This is a genomic window from Herbiconiux moechotypicola (assembly GCF_024979255.1).
Classification (GTDB): Bacteria; Actinomycetota; Actinomycetes; order Actinomycetales; family Microbacteriaceae; genus Herbiconiux; species Herbiconiux moechotypicola.
Map to the genome: position 1 here is coordinate 65,726 of NZ_JANLCN010000011.1, position 19,865 is coordinate 85,590.

Below are 19,865 nucleotides of genomic sequence, written 5' to 3' on the forward strand. Positions count from 1 at the left end.
TGTGATGCGGATGTTCACTCACTGTATCGCTGCGCTGGCACCTCCGTGCGAATCGGCTGTGAGCGTCGTGACCATGCGTGACGATGTCGGCGGCGCGATCTAGTCTCAGGCGAGCAATATTCATCTTCTTGATCGAGGAGTGACATGAACCACCTGAATCGCGCACGAGTGGGCCTGGGCGTTCTCGCGCTCGGGCTGGCACTGTCGGGCTGCACCGCTGCCGGCGCCGGCAGCAGCACGCCGAGCGCCGAGGAGAGCCCACTGGCGCCCTACTCCGCGGTGTACGGCGCCGCGACCAGCCAGGAGGAGCTCGACGCCCAGAACGCGCGCGTGCAGGAGAAGGCGGCCGCGTGCATGAAGGAGCAGGGCTTCGAGTACACGCCCGACACCGCGTCGACCCCCATGGTGTCGAGCGAGTCGCTCGGGATGGAGTGGGGCAGCGACGAGTTCGTGCAGAAGTACGGCTACGGCATCTCGACCGACCCGTTCGGCGACCTGCAGGGCGACCACGGAGAGTACGTCGATCCGAACACCGACTACCTGGAGTCGTTGAGCGAGGCGGAGGCGGCCGCCTACAACGAGGCGCTCTGGGGCATTCCTGCAGACCCCGGTGCCGCCGAGGGGGGCGAGGTCACAGAGAGCGAGTCCACCGAGCCACTCGCCTACGACTGGACGAAGGCCGGGTGCATGGGGGCGGCCCAGCACGAGGTGGACGGAGGGCAGCATGTGTGGGACGACCCGGAGTTCGCCGATCTGCTCGAGGGGATGAACGCGACGACGACCGAAGCCCAATCCTCGCCCGAGCTTGACGGCCCGAACGAGGACTGGTCCGCGTGCATGGCAGAGGCGGGCTTGGGAGGCTTCACCGCCAAGCTCGACGCGCCGAACGCCGTGACCGAGCGCTACGGCGAGATCACGGGGAGCGACGCCCAGTTCGAGTCGAACGGCATCACCATCTCGGGGCAGGCCGACGACGTCGACACCGCCGTGCTCGCTGAGGTGCAGGCGTGGGAGATCGAGGTCGCGACGGCGGATCTCCGGTGCGCGACCGAGACGGGGTACCAGGAGGTGGCCGATCGAGTGGAACGGGAGATCGAGCAGCGGTTCGTCGACGAGCACCGGGCCGAGCTCGACGCGATGCTCGCGAAGTACGGCTCGCGATGAGCGCGGGCGGACCCGTGGTGCGGCGCCGGGTCCGGCTCCGCGGTGCACGTCTCGTGATCGTGATCGCGGGGGTCGCCGCACTGTCGCTCGCGGCGGGCCTCGTGCTGAGCAGGTTCGTGGTGTCGCCGGCCGAGCTGCAGGCCTCGGCGAAGGCGCCGGTGGCGGGGCCCATCACAGCACCGATCGAGAAGCGGGTGGTGCGCAACACGCTCACCCTGCGGGCCGACGTGACTCACGCCGACGCGGTCGACCTCAAGGTCGACACGACCGGGTTGGGAGGCCCTGCCGTGGTCACCGGACACGTTCCGGAGGTCGGCGCCACGCTCGAGGCCGGCTCGGTGGCGCTCGAGGTCGCCGGGCGGCCGGTGATCGTCATGCCCGGAGACCTCCCCGCCTACCGCACGCTTCGTTCGGGGATGTCGGGTCCCGACGTCACGGAGCTCAAGACCGCACTGGCGGCACTCGGCATCGATCCGGGCGATCGGGGCTCCGACCGCTACGACGCCGCAGCCGCGGCCGGTGTCGCCGAGCTCTACCGCCGGGCGGGCTATCCGGCGCCCTCCGTCCCCGATGCCCAGCAGCAGCTCGACGCCGCCCGGCAGGCCGAGCGCGCCGCCGCCGCGGGGGTCGACCAGGCCCAGTCCGCTCTGGCCACGGCGTCGAACCCCGCCTCCGGTGCAGCCCTCCTCGAGGCCGACAACGGGGTGCGCCAGGCCCAGCGCGAACGCGACGGCGCAGCGGCCGAGGGCGCGGCACCTGCGGAGCTCGACCGTCTCGACGACGCGCTGGCCCTGGCGCGAGCCCTCAGGGCCGAGCTCGACCGCGCCCCCGACACCACCGCGGAGATCGCTGCTCTCGACTCCGCCCGGGATCAACTCGACGACGCCCGAGAGCAGCTCGGTCGCGCCGAGGAGCAGGCCATGACACCGGTGCCCGCAGGGGAGATCGCCTACCTCTCGTCGCTCCCGCGCCGGGTCGACGAGGTGAAGACCGAGCGCGGCGCCATTCTGCAGGGGGCCGCCCTGCAGGTCTCCGGCGCGGAGCTCGTGCTGCAGGCCTCGATCGACCAGCGCACCGCCGATGCCCTTAAACCCGGCATGACCGCCGAGTTCACGGCGGCCGACGGCACGGCGTTCACGGCGACGGTCCGATCGATCGATGCCCGGAGCGCCGCCGCTGCCGGCCAAACGGGGAAAGACGGCGCAGATGCGAAGACGTACGACCTCGTGCTCGTGCCTCAGCCGCTCAGCAGTGAGCAGGCCGAATCATTGCGAGGCACCAACGTCCGGGTGGGAGTCCCGATCCAGGCGACCGAGGGAGAGGTGCTCGCCGTGCCCGTAGCGGCGCTCACGGCCGGAGCCGACGGCGCGAGCCGCATCGAGTTGCTCGCCGACGGCGAGGCCACCTCGCGGCTGATCACCGTGACAACCGGCCTCTCTGCGGGTGGCTTCGTGGAGATCCGCTCCGACGATCCCGAGGTCGTCGCCGGGGCGCGGGTGGTGGTCGGCCGATGACCGCCTTGCTCGAGTTGTCCGGCGTCGGGCGCTCGTTCGGTGTCGGCGCGCCGCCCGTGCTCCACCAGCTCGACCTCGTCGTACACAACGATGACTTCCTCGCCATCACGGGTCCGTCGGGAGCGGGCAAGTCGACGCTCCTCAACATCCTCGGCCTCCTCGACCGGCCGACGGAGGGCGAGTACCGCTTCGACGGCGCGCCGACCCGCGACCTCCGCGAGACCGAGCGCGCGGCACTGCGGGGCTCGGGGATCGGCTTCGTCTTCCAGGGTTTCCACCTGCTCGCGGCACGCACGGTGCTCGAGAACGTACTGCTGGCGTTCATCTACGGGTCGGTGCCGCGCCACGAACGCACGAGTCGGGCGCGGGACGCCCTCACGAAGGTCGGGTTGACGCACCGCATGGACGCATTCCCCGGCACGCTCTCCGGGGGCGAGCGGCAGCGCGTGGCGATCGCCAGGGCGGTGTGCACGGGGCCGCGGCTGCTGCTCGCCGACGAGCCGACCGGCAACCTCGACCAGGCGAACGCCGACGGAGTGATGCGATTGTTCGCCGAGCTCAACGACGACGGTCTCGCCGTGGTGATGATCACCCACGACCGGGAGATCGCCCGGCGCGCCCGGCGTCACGCGCGCCTCAGCGACGGCCGCCTCGACACGGAGGCGAAGGCGTGAAGACCTGGGACCGGTCGTCCGCCGCCGCTCGATTCGGGTTCCGCGACGTGCTGGCGGAGGCTCTCTCGGGCGCCGCGGCCCGACCAGGGCGGCTCATCGTCGGAACACTCGGCACGGCCGTGGGCATCGGCGCCCTCGTGCTCGCACTGGGACTCGGCGCGACCGCGTCGGGACAGGTGTCGGCCCACTTCGACGCCGTCGCCTCCACTCACGTCGAGGTGACGCCCGCCGAGCGGGCGGGCGCGGACGGTCAGCAGCACGCGGTCTCCACCCTTCCGACCGACTCGGTCGACCGCGTCGACGGGCTCGCCGGCATCCGGTCGGCCGTGCTGCTCGGTGCGGTCGAACCCGGCCCCGCGGTGCGTGCGGTCCCGATCGACGACCCCTCGGCGCCCGCGGTGACCGACCCGCCCGTGCGGGTCGCCTCGGGCGAGCTGATGGAAGCGATCGGTGCCCATGTGGTGCACGGCCGAGCCTTCGACCGCGGGCACGAGCTGCGGGGCGATCGGGTCGCCGTGCTCGGCGCCGAGGCGGCCGAGCGGCTCGGCGTGCGCGGTGCGGAGTCGGCACCCTCGATCTTCCTGGACGGGATCGCCTACACGGTCGTCGGCCTGCTCGACTCCGTGGAGGTCGAGCAGTCGCTCCTCACGGCGGTGATCATCCCGTTCTCCACCGCCCGACACGATTTCGGCTCCGCGACGAGCGCCACGGGACTGATGATCGCGATCGAGCCGGGTGCCGGGGAGGTGGTGGCGCACCAGGTTCCGATCGCCCTGGACTCGGGTGCGCCCGACGCGTTCACTGCCGCGGCCCCCGCCGCGCCGGCGGTGCTGCAGGGCGAGGTGGCGGGCGACCTCGATCTGGCCTTCCTCGCGATCGGGGTGATCACCCTCGTCGCGGGCGGTCTCGGCATCGCCAACGTGACGATGCTGAGCGTGGCCCAGCGGCGGGGCGAGATCGGGCTCCGGCGCGCACTCGGCGCGACCCGCCGGCAGATCGCGGCCCAGTTCGCCGTGGAGACCGTGCTGGTCGGCGCGCTCGGCGGGCTCATCGGAGCGGGATGCGGCGTGCTGATCGTGGTGGCGATCGCAGCCGCTCAGGGCTGGACACCGGTGCTCGATCCGCTGTCGACCCTCGGCGCGACCGTCGCGGGTGGCGTCATCGGCCTCGTCGCGGGCGCCTATCCCGCCCTTTCGGCCGCCCGGATCGAACCCGCCGACGCACTCCGGGAGTGACCCGGGCGACGGCGGTGACGGGTCACGAGCTCAGCGCGGCGATCTCGGCTCGGGCGGCGGCGACGAGCTCGGCGTTGGTGTGGGCGACTCCCTGGAGACCCCAGCCTCCCTCCGCAGCCTCGGTGAGGAGCACCCAGGTGCGGTCGGCCAGGCCCGGATCACCCGCCGACTCGCTCACCAGCTCGGTGAGCCGGCGCACCACCTCGAGCTGCTTCGCGCGGTCGAGGGCACCGGCGTTGGTGAGCACCTGAACCCGCACGTAGTCGCTCGCCCCCTCCGTGTTGGAGAGAGCCGCCGACGGCAGCTCGTGCACGAACGCGGCGGTGTTGCGCCGGAACATGGGGATGTCGGGCACGGCCTCGACCTCCTTCACGATCTCGGCCGCGCGGCAGGCGAGCGCGTGCGTGTCCGCGAAAATTCCCGCCGCGGCGGTGATGTCGATCATGGGCATGGAGACCACACCAGCACCGCCCGTCTCCTCGCCGAGCGGGGACTGCAGGGGACCTCGTTCTCCGAGGTGCTCGAGGCCTCCGGTGCGCCGCGGGGATCGCTCTACCACCACTTCCCGGGCGGCAAGGACGAGCTCGTGCTCGCGGCGGTGGGGGTGGCCGGCGACCGGGCCGTCCGCATCCTCGACTCGCTCGCCGGACAACCGGCCCCCGAGATCGCGACGGCGTTCCTGGCGCTGTGGCGCGCCGTGCTGGTGCACTCCGAGTACGCCGCCGGATGCGCGGTGGCGGCCGTCACGGTCGCCGCCGGTGACGGGGCGCTGCTCGACCGCGCGGGCGAGGTGTTCCGCACCTGGCGTGCCCGGCTCGCCGAGCTCCTCGCCGAGGGCGGGGTCGATCCCGCTCACGCCCCGGCGCTGGCGGTCTCGCTCATCGCCGGAGCCGAGGGCGCCGTGGTGCTCGCCCGGGCCGAACGCGACATCTCCGCCTTCGACCTGGTGGCGGGCGAGCAGCTGGCCGCGGTGGAGGCCGCCGTGGTGCGGGGCCGGGGCTAGCTCCGCGTGCGGCGGCTGTCGGAGGCCGCCAGTAGGCTGTGCGGCATGGACACGCCGACGAGCCCCGACGCCCCCGACGCCCCCTCCCACATCGCCGACAGTCACGACCTCATCCGGGTGCAGGGCGCCCGCGAGAACAACCTCAAGAACGTCTCCGTCGAGATCCCCAAGCGCCGCCTCACCGTCTTCACCGGGGTGTCGGGCTCGGGCAAGAGCTCGCTCGTGTTCGGCACCATCGCCGCGGAATCGCAGCGCATGATCAACGAGACCTACAGCGCCTTCGTGCAAGGGTTCATGCCGTCGCTCGCCCGCCCCGACGTCGATCTGCTCGAGGGTCTCACGACCGCCATCATCGTCGACCAGGAGCGCATGGGCGCGAACCCGCGCTCGACCGTCGGCACGGCGACCGATGCGAACGCGATGCTCCGGATCGTGTTCTCGCGGCTCGGCCAGCCGCACCTGGGCTCCCCGAACGCGTTCTCGTTCAACGTCGCCTCCGTGCGCGGCAGCGGCGCGCTCACCGTCGAGAAAGGCACCGGCAAGACCACCGTCGTCAACGACTTCACGGTGACCGGCGGCATGTGCCCGCGCTGCGAAGGCAGGGGAGAGATCTCCGACATCGACCTCTCGCAGCTCTTCGACGACTCGAAGTCGCTCAACGAGGGAGCCATCACCGTGCCCGGCTACACCGCCGACGGCTGGATGGTGCGCATCTTCTCGGCCTCGGGCTTCGTCGACGCCGACAAGCCTATCCGCGACTACTCCGAGCAGGAGCGCGCCGACTTCCTCTACAAGGAGCCGGTGAAGGTGAAGGTCGACAACATGAACCTCACCTACGAGGGCCTGGTGCCGAAGATCCAGAAGTCGATGCTCGCCAAAGACCGCGATGCGATGCAGCCCCACATCCGGGCGTTCGTCGACCGCGCCGTGGCGTTCCAGCCCTGCCCCGACTGCGGTGGCACCCGCCTCAACGAGGGGGCGCGCTCGTCGAAGATCGCCGGCAAGAGCATCGCCGACGTGTGTGCGATGCAGATCAGCGACCTCGCCGAGTGGGTGCGCGGCCTCGACGAGCCCGCCGTGGCGCCCCTGCTGGAGTCGCTCGTCGAGACGCTCGACTCCTTCGTGGGCATCGGCCTCGGCTACCTCTCCCTCGACCGCCCCTCGGGAACCCTCTCGGGCGGAGAGGCGCAGCGGGTGAAGATGATCCGGCACCTCGGCTCCTCTCTCACCGACGTCACCTACGTGTTCGACGAGCCGACGGTGGGGCTGCACCCCCACGACATCCAGCGCATGAACGCGCTCCTGCTACGCCTGCGAGACAAGGGCAACACCGTGCTCGTGGTCGAGCACAAGCCCGAGACGATCGCCATCGCCGACCATGTCGTCGACCTCGGTCCGCGAGCGGGCACCGCGGGCGGTGAAATCGTGTTCGAGGGCTCAGTCGAGGCCCTCCGCGCGAGCGATTCGCTCACCGGCCGCCACCTCGACGACCGCGCCGCTCTCAAGGCCGGGGTGCGCACCGCCGCGGGCGCGCTCGAGGTGCGCGGGGCGACCTCGCACAACCTCCAGGGCGTCGACGTCGACATCCCGCGCGGCGTGCTCGTCGTGGTGACAGGGGTGGCGGGTTCGGGCAAGAGCTCCCTCATCCACGGCTCGGTCTCGACGCGCGACGACGTCGTGGCCATCGACCAGACCGCCATCCGCGGCTCCCGCCGCAGCAACCCCGCCACCTACACCGGGCTCCTCGAGCCCATTCGCAAGGCCTTCGCCAAGGTCAACGGCGTCAAGCCCGCGCTGTTCAGCGCCAACTCGGAGGGCGCCTGCCCCACCTGCAACGGGGCCGGGGTGGTGTACTCCGACCTCGGCATGATGGCCGGCGTCGCCACGGTCTGCGAGGAGTGCGAGGGCCGCCGCTTCCAGGCGGCCGTGCTCGAATTCACCCTCGGCAGCAAGAACATCAGCGAGGTGCTCGCGATGCCCGTCTCCGAAGCCGTGGCCTTCTTCGCCGCGGGCGAGGCGCGCATCCCGGCGGCGCATGCCATCCTGGAACGCCTCGCCGACGTCGGTCTCGGCTACCTCAGCCTCGGGCAGCCGCTCACCACACTCTCCGGCGGCGAGCGCCAGCGGCTCAAGCTCGCCACGCACATGGGGGAGAAGGGCGACATCATCGTGCTCGACGAGCCGACGACCGGCCTGCACCTGGCCGACGTGGAGCAGCTGCTCGGGCTGCTCGACCGGCTGGTCGAGGCGGGCCGTTCGGTGATCGTGATCGAGCATCACCAGGCCGTCATGGCGCATGCCGACTGGATCATCGACCTCGGCCCCGGCGCCGGTCACGACGGCGGGCAGGTGGTGTTCGAGGGCACTCCGGCCGAGCTCGTCGCGGCCCGCTCCACCCTCACGGGTGAGCACCTCGCCGCCTACGTGGGAGCGTGAGCTGACCGCTCGGCGCCGTCAGATCCCGAGCGTGAGGGTGCCTCCGGGCGCCCGCGACACGCAGGGGTAGACCACCCCCGACGCCGCGTCCGCGCCGAGCGAGTCGCGGTGCTCGGCGGCGCCGTCGAGCAACGGCACCACGCAGGTGCCGCACACGCCGCGCCGGCACGAGGCCGGCAGCTCGATGCCCGCCTGCGAGAGCGCGACCAGCATCGAGGTGTCGGGATACACCTGGAGGGTGATGTCCGACTCCGCGCACACCACCGTGAACGCCTCGTCGGGCAGTGTCTCGCGCTGCACCGGCTCGAACCGCTCGAGGTGCAGGCTGCAACCGGCCGGCAGCACCCCGCCGGCCTCGGCCGCCGACAGCGCATCCGAGAACCGCGCGGGCCCGCACGCGTAGACGGCCGTGCCAGGATCGAGGCCCGCGAGCATGCCCGCGAGGTCGAGCCGCCCGTCGCTCGCGCCCGAGTGCACCCGCACCCGATCGCCCCACTCGGCCAGCTCGTCGCCGAACGCCACCTCGCTCTCGTCGCGCACGAGGTACACCAGCGTGAACGGCTCGCCCCGCGCATCCAGTTCTCGCGCCATCGCGAGCATCGGCGTGATGCCGATGCCGGCCGCGACGAGCAGATAGCGCTCGGCGGGCCCCAGCTCGAACAGGTTGCGCGGCGGTCGCACGTGCACCCGCGAGCCGACCCGCAAGAACTCGTGCACGTAGTGGGAGGCTCCCCGCGAGAGCTCCGCGCGGCTCACCGCGATGCGGTAGCGACGGGCGTCGGCGGGGTCGCCGCAGAGGGAGTACTGCCGCTCATGCCGGGTGACGAGCTGCACGTCGATGTGCGCACCCGCCTTCCAGTCCGGTAGCTGCTCGCGATCGGGATGCTCCAGCACCACGCTCACGATCGACGGCGTCTGCCGGTCGATCGACGACACCACCAGCGGCAGCATCCCCTCCCGTCCCCGCATCAGTACAGCTTCCGGTAGGCCAGTCCCACGCCCCGGCCGATCTCGTCGCCCACCTCCTCGTCGAGCCCCGACATGCTCGCCCAGATGCGGCCCGCCGGAGGCACCTCGTCGGCGAGGTCCTGCATCTCGGCGTCCCAGAGCCCGGCCCTGAGGATGGCGCGGCCGCAGTGCAGGTAGACCTGCTCGGTGCGCACCACGATCGCGAGGTCGGGCACGGAGTGGTCCTGCTCGAGCATGGCGAGCACCGTGGGGTCGTTCGTCACCATGGCGCGCCCGTTGATGCGCAGGGTCTCGGTCATGCCGGGCACGAAGCTCAGGATGCCGATGCGCCCGGTGGCCGCGATGTTCTGCATCGAGTCGGCGAGCTTGTTGCCCACGCGGTCGGGGATGGCGACCGTGCGCTCGTCGAGCACCCGCACGAAGCCGGGGTAGTCGCCGCGCGGCGAACAGTCGCAGGCGCCGTCGGCGCCCACGGTGGCGAGGCAGCAGAACGGGGAGTGCGCGAGGAAGCGGAGGCAGTTCTCGTCGAGGTGGTCGGTGATCTTGTCGAAGGCACCCTGGGCCGGAGTCCCGAGCGTGGCGCGGATCTCGGCCAGGTCGACCTCGTGCAACTCGTGACCGAAGGCCTCCAGCGCCCCGCTCACGCCGGCACCGCCTCGGCCGCCCGCTCGAACGCCTCCGTCAGCGGCCCGGCGTCGACCGTGAACCCGTAGCACTGCCGGGTGTTGTAGAGCGTGGCGTCGTGGCAGTAAGCGGGGGAGGTGGTTCCGGATGCGCCGTCGACGAGCACCACGTCGTAGCCGAGCGACGCGGCGTCGATGAGGCTGGAGTACACGCACTGGTCGGAGTTCACCCCGGCGAAGAACACCGTGTCGACCCGGAGGGTGCGGAGGATGGAGTCCAGCGGGGTGTCCCAGAACCCGCTCAGCCGGTGCTTGTCCACGTCGATGTCGCCGGGAGCGCGTTCGAGGCCGTCGACGAGCGCCGCACCCCAGCTGCCCCGGGTCATGGCCCGCGAGTCGTGCGCGCCCACCGAGCCGATGCCGCGGCCGTCGCCGAACGGGTCCATGCTGTGGCGCACGCCCGCGGGCAGGTTGGCCTGGTCGAGGCGGGTGCCCCAGTTCACCCAGATGACGGGCACCCCGGCGGCTCGCGCCGCGGGGACCAGGCGGCCGACCGCCTCGATCACCGGCGCGGCCCCGCTCACGTCGACCCCCCATCCGGCGAGCCACCCCTCGGGCGAACAGAAGTCGTTCTGCATGTCGATCACCACGAGGGCACTGCGCGCGAGGTCGGCCGTCACGGGGGAGGGAAGGGTGTCGAGCTCGGCGGGCCGGGGGTCGAGAGCCTGCCTGCGAAGGTCGACACGGCCGTCCGCGACGCTCCAGCTGTCCCGCGCGGTCGCCTCGGGATGGGTGGGGGGCAACGCCTCCGCGGGGGAGGTCGTGGTCTCGCTCATCTGCACTCCGATCGTTCAGTCATGGTAGACGACCGCCTCGAGAACAACCGGCCCCGGCGTCTCCAGTGCCTCGGCAAGCGCCCGGTCGAAGTCGGCCACGGTGTCGGCCCGCACGGCGGACACGCCGAGTCCGCGGGCGAGCGAGGAGTAGTCGATGTCGGGGTCGCCGAGCTCGAGCGTGGAACGCGCCTTGGGCCCCGCGGTGCCACCGCCCACCCAGGCGAGCTCCTCCTCCAGCACCGCATAGGCGCGGTTCACGAACACGACCGTCACCACGTCGAGGCGCTCCCGCGCCTGCGTCCAGAGCGCCTGCAGCGTGTACATCGCGCTCCCGTCGCCCTCGAGGGTCACCACCCGGCGGTCGGGGCAGGCCACGGCGGCACCGACGGCGAGGGGCATGCCGTCGCCGATGGCCCCTCCGGTGAGGAACAGCACGTCGTGCGGTGCCGCTCCCGCGAGGTGGGCGTAGCCGGAGTACGCGCTGGTGAGACCCTCGTCGCTCACGATCGCCCCCTCGGGCAGGCGCCGGGCCAGGATGCGCATGGCGGCGTCGGCCGTGAGGGGCCCGTCGGCCGGGGCGGTGGGCAGCTGCGCCGGCGAGAGCCGGGGCACCGCATCGGGCGCGACCGCAGAGGCGAGCTCGAGCAATGCCGCAGCGCCGTCCTCCTGCTCGGTGGCCAGCACGAGCACCTCGGTGCCCTCGGGAGTGAGCTCGCTCGGCTGGCCGGGATAGGAGAAGAACGCCACGGGCGCCTGGGTGCCCACCACGATGAGCGTCTGCAGTCCGGCCAGCGCCGCCGTCGCGTCGGCCGCGCGGTACGGCATCCGTTCGACGGGCACCCGGCCGGCGCCGCGCTCGAGACGGGGCGCGAAGGTGTCGCAGAAGAGTCTCGCCCCGGTGGCGGCGGCGATCCGGCCCGCGGCCACGAGGGCCTCACCGCGCAGCGCCGGACCTCGCAACAGCAGCGCGACCGGCCCGCCCCGGCGCAACGCCGCACGGGCCGCGTCGAGGACCGCTCCGCGCACGGCGGCCGGCGGCGTGCCCGCACCCGCCACGGCCGGTACGCCCCCGTCGCCCCACGCCGTGTCGGCCGGCAGCACGAGCGTGGCGATGCGCCCGGGAGCGCTCCGGGCCGCCTCGACCGCCCGGGCCGTCGCGGCGCCCACCTCGGAGGAGAGCACGGGCTCCTCCACCCAGTGCGAGACCGTCGCCGCGAACGCCTGCACGTCGGCGGTGAGCGGCGCCTCGAAGCGCTGATGCGCCGTGGCGTGGTCGCCGACGAGGTTCACCATCGGCACCTGCGCCTTGCGCGCGTTGTGCAGGTTCGCCAGCCCGTTGCCGAGCCCCGGACCGAGGTGCAGCAGGGTGGCCGCGGGCTCGCCCGTCATGCGCGCGTAGCCGTCGGCCGCGCCGGTGACCACGCCCTCGAACAGGCCCAGCACCACGCGCATCCCGTCGACCCGGTCGATCGCGTCGACCAGGTGCATCTCCGAGGTGCCCGGGTTGGCGAAGCACACCCGCACCCCGGCGTCGGCCAGGGTGCGGATGACGCTCTCGGCTCCGTTCACGAGGAGGCCGGCCTCACCATGTTGTTCCAGCTGGCCTTGAGCAGGCGCTGGATGGAGCTGTCGAGGAGGATCGCCACCACCAGCGTGGCGCCGATGAGGATGGTCTGCAGGAACTGCGACACCCCGAGGATGACGAGCCCGTTGCGGAGCACGCCCACGAAGAGCAGGCCGGCGATGACGCCGCTGATACGCCCGGCGCCACCCTCCATCGCGACGCCACCGAGCAGCACCACGGTGAGCGCCTGGATCTCCATGCCCGTGCCCACCGTCGGCGGGGCCGACTGCAGCTTGGCCGTGAGCAGGAAGCCCACGACCGCCGCGGCCACACCCGTGATGATGAAGAGCACGAACCGAGTCTGCCGCACCTTCACACCCATGAGGCGGGCGGCCTTGGCGTTGCCGCCGATGGCGAGCACGTTGCGGCCGAACGGGCGGCGGTTGAGAACGAACCAGCCGAACACCAGCACCAGGATGAGCACGATGAGCTGCAGGTTCGCCGGGCCCAGCCGCCACAGACCGAAGTCACGGAAGGCCTGTCCCATGCCGGTGACCGTGGCCCCGTTCGTGAGGAAGAGCGCCAGGCCTCCCCACACGCTGAGGAACCCGAGCGTGACCACGAGCGGATTCAGCCCCAGGAACGAGACGAGGAAGCCGTTGATGGCGCCCGTGACCAGACCGACCGCCACCGCGGCCAGCAGCCCCAGCAGGATGTTCTGGGTGCCCACCACGGTGAACGCCGAGATCACCGCGCCGAGGCTCGCCACCGACCCGATGGACAGGTCGAGCGTGCCGGTCATCACGAGGAAGGCCAGCGGGATGGCCACGATGCCGAGCTCGGCGATCTGCAGCAGCACGGTGGCGCCGTTCTGCAGCGAGAAGAAGCGCGGGTTGAGCGTGGCGAACACCGCGATGAGGACGAGCAGCGCGAACAGGGTGCCGTTCTGCGCCAGGATGATGCGGAACCGGTTCATCAGGCTGCACTTTCGTTGGGGGTCGATTCGAGGAGGATGCGGAGGAGGTTCTCCTCCATGTGCTCGTCGCGCTCCACCGGCACCGCACGGTCGCCGGTCACCACGTAGGCGCGGTCGCACATCGACGCGATCTCGTCGCTCTCGCTCGAGGCGACGAGCACGGGGGTGCCTGCCGCGGCGAGACCGCGGAGGGCGCGGCGGATGTCGACCTTCGCGCCGACGTCGACGCCCTGGGTGGGTTGCGCGAGCAGCAGGAGCTCTGGTCTGCGGGGGAGCGTCCAGCGGGCGAGCAGGTGCTTCTGCCGGTTGCCGCCGCTGAAGGCGGCGATGGCGGCGTCGCCCGAGGGGCCCAGGATGTTGTAGGTCTCGCGCGCTTCGGCGTAGCCCTGGTGCGCGGCGCGGGCGCCCATCCTGAGCCGGCCGCGCCACGGCAGGTAGACGTTGTCGAGCGCGCTCATGCCGGCGATGAGGCCGTCCCGCTCGCGGTCGGCGGGCACGTAGTGCACCCCGCGCGCGATGGCGGCGGCCGGGGCCGAGAACGACAGCGGGGAGCCGGCCAGGGTCGCCTCGGGCACGGGACCCGCGCCACTGCGGAGCCCGTAGAGCTGCTCCAGGATGCGGAACTGCGGCCCGGCCGCGATGCCGTACAGCCCCACGATCTCACCGGCCCGGCACGAGATGCCGAACGGGGATCCGAGCTCGAGGCCGGGGCCGGCGGCGGTCGACTCCCAGCTCGCCTCGAGATCGACCTGCGGCGCGAGCGCGTGCGAGAGGTCGCGCGAGTCGAGACCCTCGACCGGGCTGTCCATCACGACGGCACCGCCCTGCAGCACGACCACGCGGCGGCAGACGTCGATGATGTCGGGCAGCCGGTGCGAGACGTAGACGATGGTGGTGCCCTGCTCCGAGAGCTCCCGGATGAGGCGGTGCAGCACCCGGGTCTCCGCCTCGCCGAGCGCCGCGGTCGGCTCGTCGAGCAGCAGCACCTTGAGGTGGCCGCGCAGCTGGGCGCGCACCAGGTCGACGATCTGCCGGTTGCCGAGCGGGAGCATCCCGACCGGCGAGTCGAGCCCGATGCCGCGGGCCCCGACCGCGTCGAGGGCGGCACGCGCACGGGCACGCCTCGACGAACGCGACGAGGTGTCACCGCTGGCGAGGTAGAGGTTGTCGAAGACCGAGAGGTTCGGTGCGAGCGCCGGCTCCTGATGGATGACGGCGATGCCGAGCCCGGCCACCCGGCCGGGGGTGACGGGCTCGGGCAGCTCGTCGCCGTCGAGCCGCATGCTGCCCTCTGTGCGGGGCACCGCACCGGTGGCGACGTTCAGCAGGGTCGACTTGCCGGCGCCGTTGTGCCCGAGCAGGCCCACGATCTCGCCCGGGGCGAAGGAGAGCTCGATCGCGTCGAGGGCGACCGTGGAGCCGAAGCGCACGGAGAGGCCGGAGAAGCCCAGCCGTTCGGGAGAGGTGCCTTCTGGAGAGATCATGGGCGTCCTTTCGGGGTACGGCGAGTGCCCGTCGCGCCGGGGCGGGACGGGCACTCGCGGGGATCACTCGCTGTAGAACTCGTCGGCGTTGGAGCCGTCGACCACGTTGTAGGTGAGCACGATGTCGTCGACCTCCTCGCCGTTCGCGGCCTGCAGCAGCAGCTTGATGTTCGCCTCCGCGATCTCCTTGGCGGTGATCGAGTAGCCGAAGCGCCAGATGGTGTCGGGGATCTTGATGACGTCGAGCGTCTCGTTGGTGGCGTCGAGCGAGCCGAACGCGTACGTCGGGTCGTCGGCGGCCACACCCGAGTCCATCACGGCCTGGTAGGCGCCGAGCAGCACGCCGTCGGTGGTGCCGAGCCACACCTTGGTGTCGGGCTCGGCGATCATCTGGCTCTGCGCGGTGGAGTAGCCCTCGTCGCGGGTCTGGGCGTCGATCTCCGCGATCGAGACCCCGCCCTCCACCAGCTCGTTGAGCGCGTCGCGGGTGCCCTCGGCGTGACCTCGGCCGAGGTCGGAGGTCTGCTCGCCCATGATGACGACCGGCACATCCGTCTCGCCCGCCATGTTCTCGTTGATCCACGCGGCGGCGGCCTCGCCCACCATGTAACCGTCGGCGTAGTAGTCCGAACCGAGGCTGCCGGTGGTGCCTTCCCAGACGTTGGCGTAGCCCACGACGGGGATACCGGCGGCGACCGCCTCGGCGGTGACGGGGACGATCGCGTCGGCCTGCACGGGGAAGCCCATGATGGCCTTGACGTCGCCGCGCTGGATCCAGGCCTGCCAGTCGGCGATCTGCTTCTGCACGTCCCACTGCGGGTCGTCGCTCAGCAACTCGTAGCCGGCCTCCTCGGCCAGCTCCTTCATGTAGACGAGCTCGGCGTTCCAGATCGGCACGTCGAGGCCGCCGAAGCTCATGGCGAGCGCGCCCTTCGACTCGCCGGAGGCGGAGTCGGTGCTGGAGGCGGCGCCGGAGGAACAGCCCGCGAGGGCGATGGAGGCGGCCGCAGCGGCCGCGAGCGCGACGGTCGCGCGTCGGAGGGTGGTGCTGCTGAACATGGTCCAGTCCTTTCGGTAGCGGTGCGGGATGGTTGCGGTTGGGGATGGGGTGATGCGCGGTGCGGGGTGGAACGTCGAGGTCACGCGGCGAAGTCGACGACGGTGCGTCCACCGGTCGCGTGGGGGAGGTCGAACAGGGCGGTGATGGTCTCGGAGTAGGGCACGTGCCGCCCCACCAGCCGGTCGAGCTCGAGCTGACCGGAGAGGTAGAGCTCGGCGATGAGCGGGAAGTCGTGCTGGATGTTCGACGAGCCGTAGTGGCAGCCCAGGATGCGCTGGTTGGCCGCCACCACGGGCCACGTGGGGATGGCGGCGGTGGCGTCGCGCCGGGGCAGACCGACGAGAACGGATGCGCCGCCCTGCTTCACGAAAAGCGGGAGCGAGGCCGAGACAGCGGGCTGCCCGATCGCGTCGAAGGCGAAATCGGCGCCGCCGCCCGTGATCTCCACGATCTTCGCGGCGAGCTCCGGGTCGTCACCGCGCAGCGCGTGGGTCGCGCCGAGGGCGAGCGCGCCCTCGAGCTGAGCGTCGTTGATGTCGACCGCGATGACGGTCGAGGCGCGCACCAACCCGAGGCCGAGCAGGATCGCCTGGCCGACGCCGCCGCATCCCACCACCACGGCGGTGTCGCCGATCTTCACCTGGGCGGTGTTGACGACCGCGCCGAAGCCGGTGAGGATCGAGCATCCGATGAGGGCCGCCACGTCGGCCGGGAACGACTCGGGGATCTTCACCACCGAGCGACGGCCGGTGAGCACATACTCCGAGAAGGTGCCCACGCCGAGGTAGGGACGCACCTCGACGCCGTCGGGGGAGCTGAGAGGGGTGCCGCCGTCGGGCGCGGCGTTGCCGACCGTGGTGCTGCGGCTGCAGAGCCAGGTGGTGCCCTCGAGGCACGCGGGGCAGCGGCCACAGGTGGCGAACCAGCTCAGCAGCACGTGGTCGCCCACCTCGAGGCCGGTGGCGTCGGGGCCGAGCGCGGTGACGACGCCCGTGCCCTCGTGGCCGAGCGCCAGCCGGTGGTCGTAGGGCCAGTCGCCGTTCACGACGTGCAGGTCGGAGTGGCAGATGCCGGCGGCGGTCATGCGCAGCACGACCTCCTCGCCCACGGGCTCGCGCAGCGACACGGTGTCGAAGCGGGGCTCGGTGCCCGGGCCGTCGTAGACGACGGCGGTGAACTCGGTCATGGTGGTCTCCTGGGTGCTCTCGGGTCAGATGTGGGCGCTCGTGACGGACTTGATGCGGGTGTAGTCCTCGAGGCCGTAGTAGCTGAGGTCCTTGCCGAAGCCGGAGTGCTTGAAGCCGCCGTGCGGGGTCTCGGCGGGGATGATCTGGTGGCAGTTGATCCACACGGCACCGAAGTCCAGGCGCGTGCTGAGGCGCGTGGCCCGGCCGTGGTCGCGCGTCCACACGCTCGACGCGAGCGCGTACTCCACGCCGTTGGCGAGCTCGAGCGCCTCCTCCTCGGTCGAGAAGGTCTGCACGGTGAGCACGGGCCCGAAGATCTCGGTCTGCACCACCTCGTCGTGCTGCTGCACGCCGGCGACCACGGTCGGCTCGACGAAGTAGCCGGGGCCGTGGGTGGTGCCCCCGGCGATCACGCGTGCGTGGGCGGGCAGCCGGTCGAGCACACCGCGGATGCGGTCGAACTGCGCGGCGCTGTTGACGGGCCCGAAGTAGGCGTCCACATCGGGAGCGCCGACGGGCAGGGCGGCGGCCTGGGCCGCGAGCAGCTGCTCGAACCGCTCCGCGACCGACTCGTGCACGAGCACGCGGGTGGCCGCCGTACAGTCCTGGCCGGCGTTGAAGAAGGCCGCGCCCGCGATGCCCGCGGCGGCGGCCTCGAGGTCGGCGTCGTCGAACACCAGGCAGGGCGCCTTGCCACCGAGTTCGAGGTGCACGCGCTTGAGGTCGGCGGCGGCCGTCACCATCACCTGCGACCCGGCTCGGGTGCTGCCCGTGATGGCCACCATGTCGGCCTCCGGATGCGCGGAGAGCAGTTCACCCGTCGCCCGGGCACCGCACACCACGTTGAGCACGCCGGCCGGGAGCACCTCGGCGGCGAGCTCGGCGAGCCGCACCGTGGTGGCCGGCGTCGACTCGGCGGGCTTCAGCACGACGGTGTTGCCCGCGGCCAGGGCGGGCGCGATCTTCCAGATCGCCATCATGAACGGGTAGTTCCAGGGCGTGACCTGCGCGATCACGCCGACCGGCTCGCGGCGGATGGAGCTGGTGAACCCCTCCCAGTACTCGGTCTGGGTGAGGCCGGTCGTCACCCGCACCGCTCCGGCGAAGAAGCGCAGCACGTCGGCGCCGCGCTCGATCTCGACCGCCCTCGTGAACTCGCGGCGCTTGCCGGTGAGGCGGATCTCGAGCTCGGCGAGCTCGTCGGCGTGCTCCACGATCAGCGCCGCGAGCGCGAGCAGGCGCTCGGAACGATGTTGCGGCGTGGTGCGGCCCCAGCTCCCGAAGGCTCGGCGCGCAGCAGCGAAGGCCGCGTCGACCTCGGTCGCCCCCGCCACCGCGGCGGAGCCGATCGTCACCCCGCTCGCCGGGTCGACGAGGAGGAGGGCATCCCCCGTGCCGGGGATCGACTCCCCGTCGATGACATGGCCGATGCTCAGTGTGTCCGTCATCTCGATGCTCCTGTCGTCAGCCGTCGTGGTCACGAGCGTGTCACCGCCCCCGAGTCGTGCACCAGCTCGCCGCCCACGATGGTGGCGCCCACGCTCACTCCGTCGAGGCGGTCGGGCGCCACGGCGAGCAGGTCGTCGCTCAGCACGGCCAGGTCGGCGAGCATCCCGCGCGACAGCGTGCCCTTGCGGTGCTCCTCGTGCGCGGCGTAGGCGGAGCCGTAGGTGTAGGCCCGCAGCGCCTGGGCGGGTGTGATGCCCTCCTCGGGCGCGATCAGCTGCCCCTGCTCGGTGCGGCGGTTGACCATGGCGTGGATGCTGCGGATGGGGTCGGCCGCCACGATCGGCGCGTCGGTCGACCCGGGCAGCACGATGTCGCGCTCGAGCCAGCTGGCCATGCGGTAGAGCATCTCCATGCGGTCGGGCCCGACGGCCGCCAGGAGGCCGTCGCCGGTCTCGAGCAGGAAGGTGCCCTGCGGGTCGGGGATGAGGCCGAGAGCGGCCACCCGGTCGAGCTGGTCGGGCCGCGAGATGCCGCAGTGCTCGATGCGGTGCCGCGGATCGGCGCGCGGGTGCAGTCGCTGCGCCTCGTCGACGGCGTCCATCACGAGGTCGAGGGCGTGGTCGCCGATGGCGTGCATCGCCACCTGCCAGCCGTTGCGGTGCGCGCCCACCACCATGCGCTTCAGCTCCGACTCGTCCTGGATGAGCAGGCCCGTGTTGCCGGGGGCATCGTGGAACTCGCAGCACACGGCCGCGGTGCGCCCGATCAGCGAGCCGTCGGTGAGCACCTTCACGCCGGTGAGGCGCAGCCGGTCATCGCCGAGGCCCGAACGGATGCCGAGGTCGAGCCCCCAGCCCTCCTCGCCGCCACCAATCTCGCCCAGCTCGTGGAAGGCCCGGATGTAGGGCATCACGTTCAGCCGCAGGTTGATCTCGCCGGCGTCGATGCCGTCCTGGTAGGCGCGGATCTCGATCGGCGTGCGGCCGATCTGCCCGGGCACGCCCACGCCCGGCTCGGTGATGCTGGTGATGCCGAGGCTCAGCAGCTCGGCCGAGGCGAGCCGGGAGCCGCGACGGTGCGTGGCGAGGGTCACCGGGAGGAAGAGCTCGTTCACCAGCTCTTGTGCGCGCTCCTGGAGCAGACCCGTGGGCAGACCCTCCGCATCCGTCTCCACCAGGCCGCCGTCGATGCGGGGGAGCAGTCGCAGGTCGCCGTGCCCGCCCGCCCGGAAGGCGGCGCTGTTCGCCACGCCCATGTGGCCGGACGTGTGCTCGAGGAAGACCGGGTTCTCGGGAGCGACGCGGTCGAGCACCGAGAGCAGCGGATGCGCGCCGAGCTTGTTCTGGTCGTAGCCGGTGCCGAGAACCCACTCGCCAGGCTCCGCGGCCTCGGCGGCCGTCTGCACGGCGCGGTAGAGGGAGTCGAGATCGGGGCACGCCGTGATCGAGAGGTCGACCTGCAGCAGACGGTGGCCGTAGAGGCTGAAGTGGAGGTGGGCGTCGTGGAAGCCGGGGACGGCGGGAGCACCCCCGAGGTCGAGCCTCGTCTCGGCGTCGGTGCCGTCGAGCTCGTCGTCGACCCCGATCACGCGGCCGGCGAAGACGCCGATGCGCGTGGCCCAGGGGCGCCGGGCGTCGCCGGTCCAGATCCTGCCGTTCTCAATGAGGGTGTCGAGCTTCATGCCATCCGAT

17 protein-coding genes are annotated in these 19,865 nt (G+C 72.0%); 6 read left to right on the top strand and 11 right to left on the bottom strand.

Annotation, left to right across the window (positions count from 1 at the left end; all coding sequences use genetic code 11):
* Positions 1 to 144: 144 nt before the first annotated feature.
* From N1031_RS16215 to N1031_RS16230, 4 genes are read left to right on the top strand one after another with little or no spacing between them, the layout of a single operon-like run.
* Positions 145 to 1,164, top strand: coding sequence for a hypothetical protein (locus N1031_RS16215; RefSeq protein WP_259480792.1), 1,020 nt, complete (start codon positions 145 to 147; stop codon positions 1,162 to 1,164).
* The gene (locus tag N1031_RS16220) at positions 1,161 to 2,678 is read left to right on the top strand and encodes an efflux RND transporter periplasmic adaptor subunit (protein WP_259480793.1); all 1,518 of its coding nucleotides are present in this window, start codon (positions 1,161 to 1,163) and stop codon (positions 2,676 to 2,678) included. The genes N1031_RS16215 and N1031_RS16220 overlap by 4 nt, the downstream gene beginning before the upstream one ends.
* Positions 2,675 to 3,352: an ABC transporter ATP-binding protein gene (locus N1031_RS16225; protein WP_259480794.1), complete on the top strand. Its 678-nt coding sequence runs from the start codon at positions 2,675 to 2,677 to the stop codon at positions 3,350 to 3,352. Before N1031_RS16220 ends, N1031_RS16225 begins: the two co-directional genes overlap by 4 nt.
* Entirely contained in the window at positions 3,349 to 4,587 is a 1,239-nt protein-coding gene (locus N1031_RS16230; protein WP_259480795.1) for an ABC transporter permease, read from the top strand. Before N1031_RS16225 ends, N1031_RS16230 begins: the two co-directional genes overlap by 4 nt.
* A 22-nt stretch (positions 4,588 to 4,609) precedes the next feature.
* Here the strand turns inward: N1031_RS16230 and N1031_RS16235 are convergent, their stop codons facing one another.
* The gene (locus N1031_RS16235) at positions 4,610 to 5,032 is read right to left on the bottom strand and encodes a tautomerase family protein (protein WP_259480796.1); all 423 of its coding nucleotides are present in this window, start codon (positions 5,030 to 5,032) and stop codon (positions 4,610 to 4,612) included.
* On the opposite strand from N1031_RS16235, the gene N1031_RS16240 reads away from it, so the two are divergent.
* On the top strand, positions 4,988 to 5,590 hold the full coding sequence (locus N1031_RS16240) for a TetR/AcrR family transcriptional regulator (protein ID WP_259480797.1): 603 nt from the start codon (positions 4,988 to 4,990) through the stop codon (positions 5,588 to 5,590). The two genes, N1031_RS16235 and N1031_RS16240, sit on opposite strands and share 45 nt — an antisense overlap.
* A 45-nt stretch (positions 5,591 to 5,635) precedes the next feature.
* Positions 5,636 to 8,026 carry an ATP-binding cassette domain-containing protein gene (locus N1031_RS16245; RefSeq protein WP_259480798.1) on the top strand — a complete coding sequence of 797 codons (2,391 nt, stop codon included), beginning with the start codon at positions 5,636 to 5,638 and terminating at the stop codon, positions 8,024 to 8,026.
* An 18-nt stretch (positions 8,027 to 8,044) separates the two neighbouring features.
* Here N1031_RS16245 and N1031_RS16250 read toward each other — a convergent pair whose 3' ends face one another.
* The 10 genes from N1031_RS16250 to N1031_RS16295 all read right to left on the bottom strand — a co-directional run bounded on the left by N1031_RS16250 (position 8,045) and on the right by N1031_RS16295 (position 19,855).
* The gene (locus N1031_RS16250; RefSeq protein WP_259480799.1) at positions 8,045 to 8,995 is read right to left on the bottom strand and encodes a PDR/VanB family oxidoreductase; all 951 of its coding nucleotides are present in this window, start codon (positions 8,993 to 8,995) and stop codon (positions 8,045 to 8,047) included.
* Complete coding sequence (locus N1031_RS16255; protein WP_259480800.1) at positions 8,995 to 9,639, bottom strand: MSMEG_1061 family FMN-dependent PPOX-type flavoprotein; 645 nt, start codon at positions 9,637 to 9,639, stop codon at positions 8,995 to 8,997. The genes N1031_RS16250 and N1031_RS16255 overlap by 1 nt, the downstream gene beginning before the upstream one ends.
* Entirely contained in the window at positions 9,636 to 10,454 is an 819-nt protein-coding gene (locus N1031_RS16260; RefSeq protein ID WP_259480801.1) for a cysteine hydrolase family protein, read from the bottom strand. Before N1031_RS16260 ends, N1031_RS16255 begins: the two co-directional genes overlap by 4 nt.
* A gap of 15 nt (positions 10,455 to 10,469) precedes the next feature.
* The gene (locus tag N1031_RS16265) at positions 10,470 to 12,023 is read right to left on the bottom strand and encodes an acetolactate synthase large subunit (RefSeq protein ID WP_259480802.1); all 1,554 of its coding nucleotides are present in this window, start codon (positions 12,021 to 12,023) and stop codon (positions 10,470 to 10,472) included.
* Complete coding sequence (locus tag N1031_RS16270; RefSeq protein WP_259480803.1) at positions 12,020 to 12,994, bottom strand: ABC transporter permease; 975 nt, start codon at positions 12,992 to 12,994, stop codon at positions 12,020 to 12,022. The genes N1031_RS16265 and N1031_RS16270 overlap by 4 nt, the downstream gene beginning before the upstream one ends.
* Complete coding sequence (locus N1031_RS16275; protein ID WP_259480804.1) at positions 12,994 to 14,478, bottom strand: ATP-binding cassette domain-containing protein; 1,485 nt, start codon at positions 14,476 to 14,478, stop codon at positions 12,994 to 12,996. Before N1031_RS16275 ends, N1031_RS16270 begins: the two co-directional genes overlap by 1 nt.
* 63 nt (positions 14,479 to 14,541) lie before the next feature.
* Positions 14,542 to 15,537: a sugar ABC transporter substrate-binding protein gene (locus N1031_RS16280; protein ID WP_259480805.1), complete on the bottom strand. Its 996-nt coding sequence runs from the start codon at positions 15,535 to 15,537 to the stop codon at positions 14,542 to 14,544.
* A gap of 80 nt (positions 15,538 to 15,617) precedes the next feature.
* The gene (locus N1031_RS16285; RefSeq protein WP_259480806.1) at positions 15,618 to 16,724 is read right to left on the bottom strand and encodes an alcohol dehydrogenase catalytic domain-containing protein; all 1,107 of its coding nucleotides are present in this window, start codon (positions 16,722 to 16,724) and stop codon (positions 15,618 to 15,620) included.
* 24 nt (positions 16,725 to 16,748) lie between these two features.
* The gene (locus N1031_RS16290) at positions 16,749 to 18,173 is read right to left on the bottom strand and encodes an aminobutyraldehyde dehydrogenase (protein WP_259480807.1); all 1,425 of its coding nucleotides are present in this window, start codon (positions 18,171 to 18,173) and stop codon (positions 16,749 to 16,751) included.
* A 29-nt stretch (positions 18,174 to 18,202) separates the two neighbouring features.
* Complete coding sequence (locus tag N1031_RS16295; RefSeq protein ID WP_259480809.1) at positions 18,203 to 19,855, bottom strand: amidohydrolase; 1,653 nt, start codon at positions 19,853 to 19,855, stop codon at positions 18,203 to 18,205.
* Positions 19,856 to 19,865 lie beyond the last annotated feature (10 nt).

Excerpts from the sequence above, each read along its gene's own strand:
- N1031_RS16295 (WP_259480809.1), bottom strand. The coding sequence starts at position 19,855 with ATGAAGCTCGACACCCTCATTGAGAACGGCAGGATCTGGACCGGCGAC.
- N1031_RS16260 (WP_259480801.1), bottom strand. The coding sequence starts at position 10,454 with ATGAGCGAGACCACGACCTCCCCCGCGGAGGCGTTGCCCCCCACCCAT.
- N1031_RS16235 (WP_259480796.1), bottom strand. The coding sequence starts at position 5,032 with ATGATCGACATCACCGCCGCGGCGGGAATTTTCGCGGACACGCACGCG.
- N1031_RS16290 (WP_259480807.1), bottom strand. The coding sequence starts at position 18,173 with ATGACGGACACACTGAGCATCGGCCATGTCATCGACGGGGAGTCGATC.
- N1031_RS16220 (WP_259480793.1), top strand. The coding sequence starts at position 1,161 with ATGAGCGCGGGCGGACCCGTGGTGCGGCGCCGGGTCCGGCTCCGCGGT.
- N1031_RS16225 (WP_259480794.1), top strand. The coding sequence starts at position 2,675 with ATGACCGCCTTGCTCGAGTTGTCCGGCGTCGGGCGCTCGTTCGGTGTC.
- N1031_RS16270 (WP_259480803.1), bottom strand. The coding sequence starts at position 12,994 with ATGAACCGGTTCCGCATCATCCTGGCGCAGAACGGCACCCTGTTCGCG.
- N1031_RS16215 (WP_259480792.1), top strand. The coding sequence starts at position 145 with ATGAACCACCTGAATCGCGCACGAGTGGGCCTGGGCGTTCTCGCGCTC.
- N1031_RS16250 (WP_259480799.1), bottom strand. The coding sequence starts at position 8,995 with ATGCGGGGACGGGAGGGGATGCTGCCGCTGGTGGTGTCGTCGATCGAC.
- N1031_RS16285 (WP_259480806.1), bottom strand. The coding sequence starts at position 16,724 with ATGACCGAGTTCACCGCCGTCGTCTACGACGGCCCGGGCACCGAGCCC.
- N1031_RS16245 (WP_259480798.1), top strand. The coding sequence starts at position 5,636 with ATGGACACGCCGACGAGCCCCGACGCCCCCGACGCCCCCTCCCACATC.
- N1031_RS16275 (WP_259480804.1), bottom strand. The coding sequence starts at position 14,478 with ATGATCTCTCCAGAAGGCACCTCTCCCGAACGGCTGGGCTTCTCCGGC.
- N1031_RS16280 (WP_259480805.1), bottom strand. The coding sequence starts at position 15,537 with ATGTTCAGCAGCACCACCCTCCGACGCGCGACCGTCGCGCTCGCGGCC.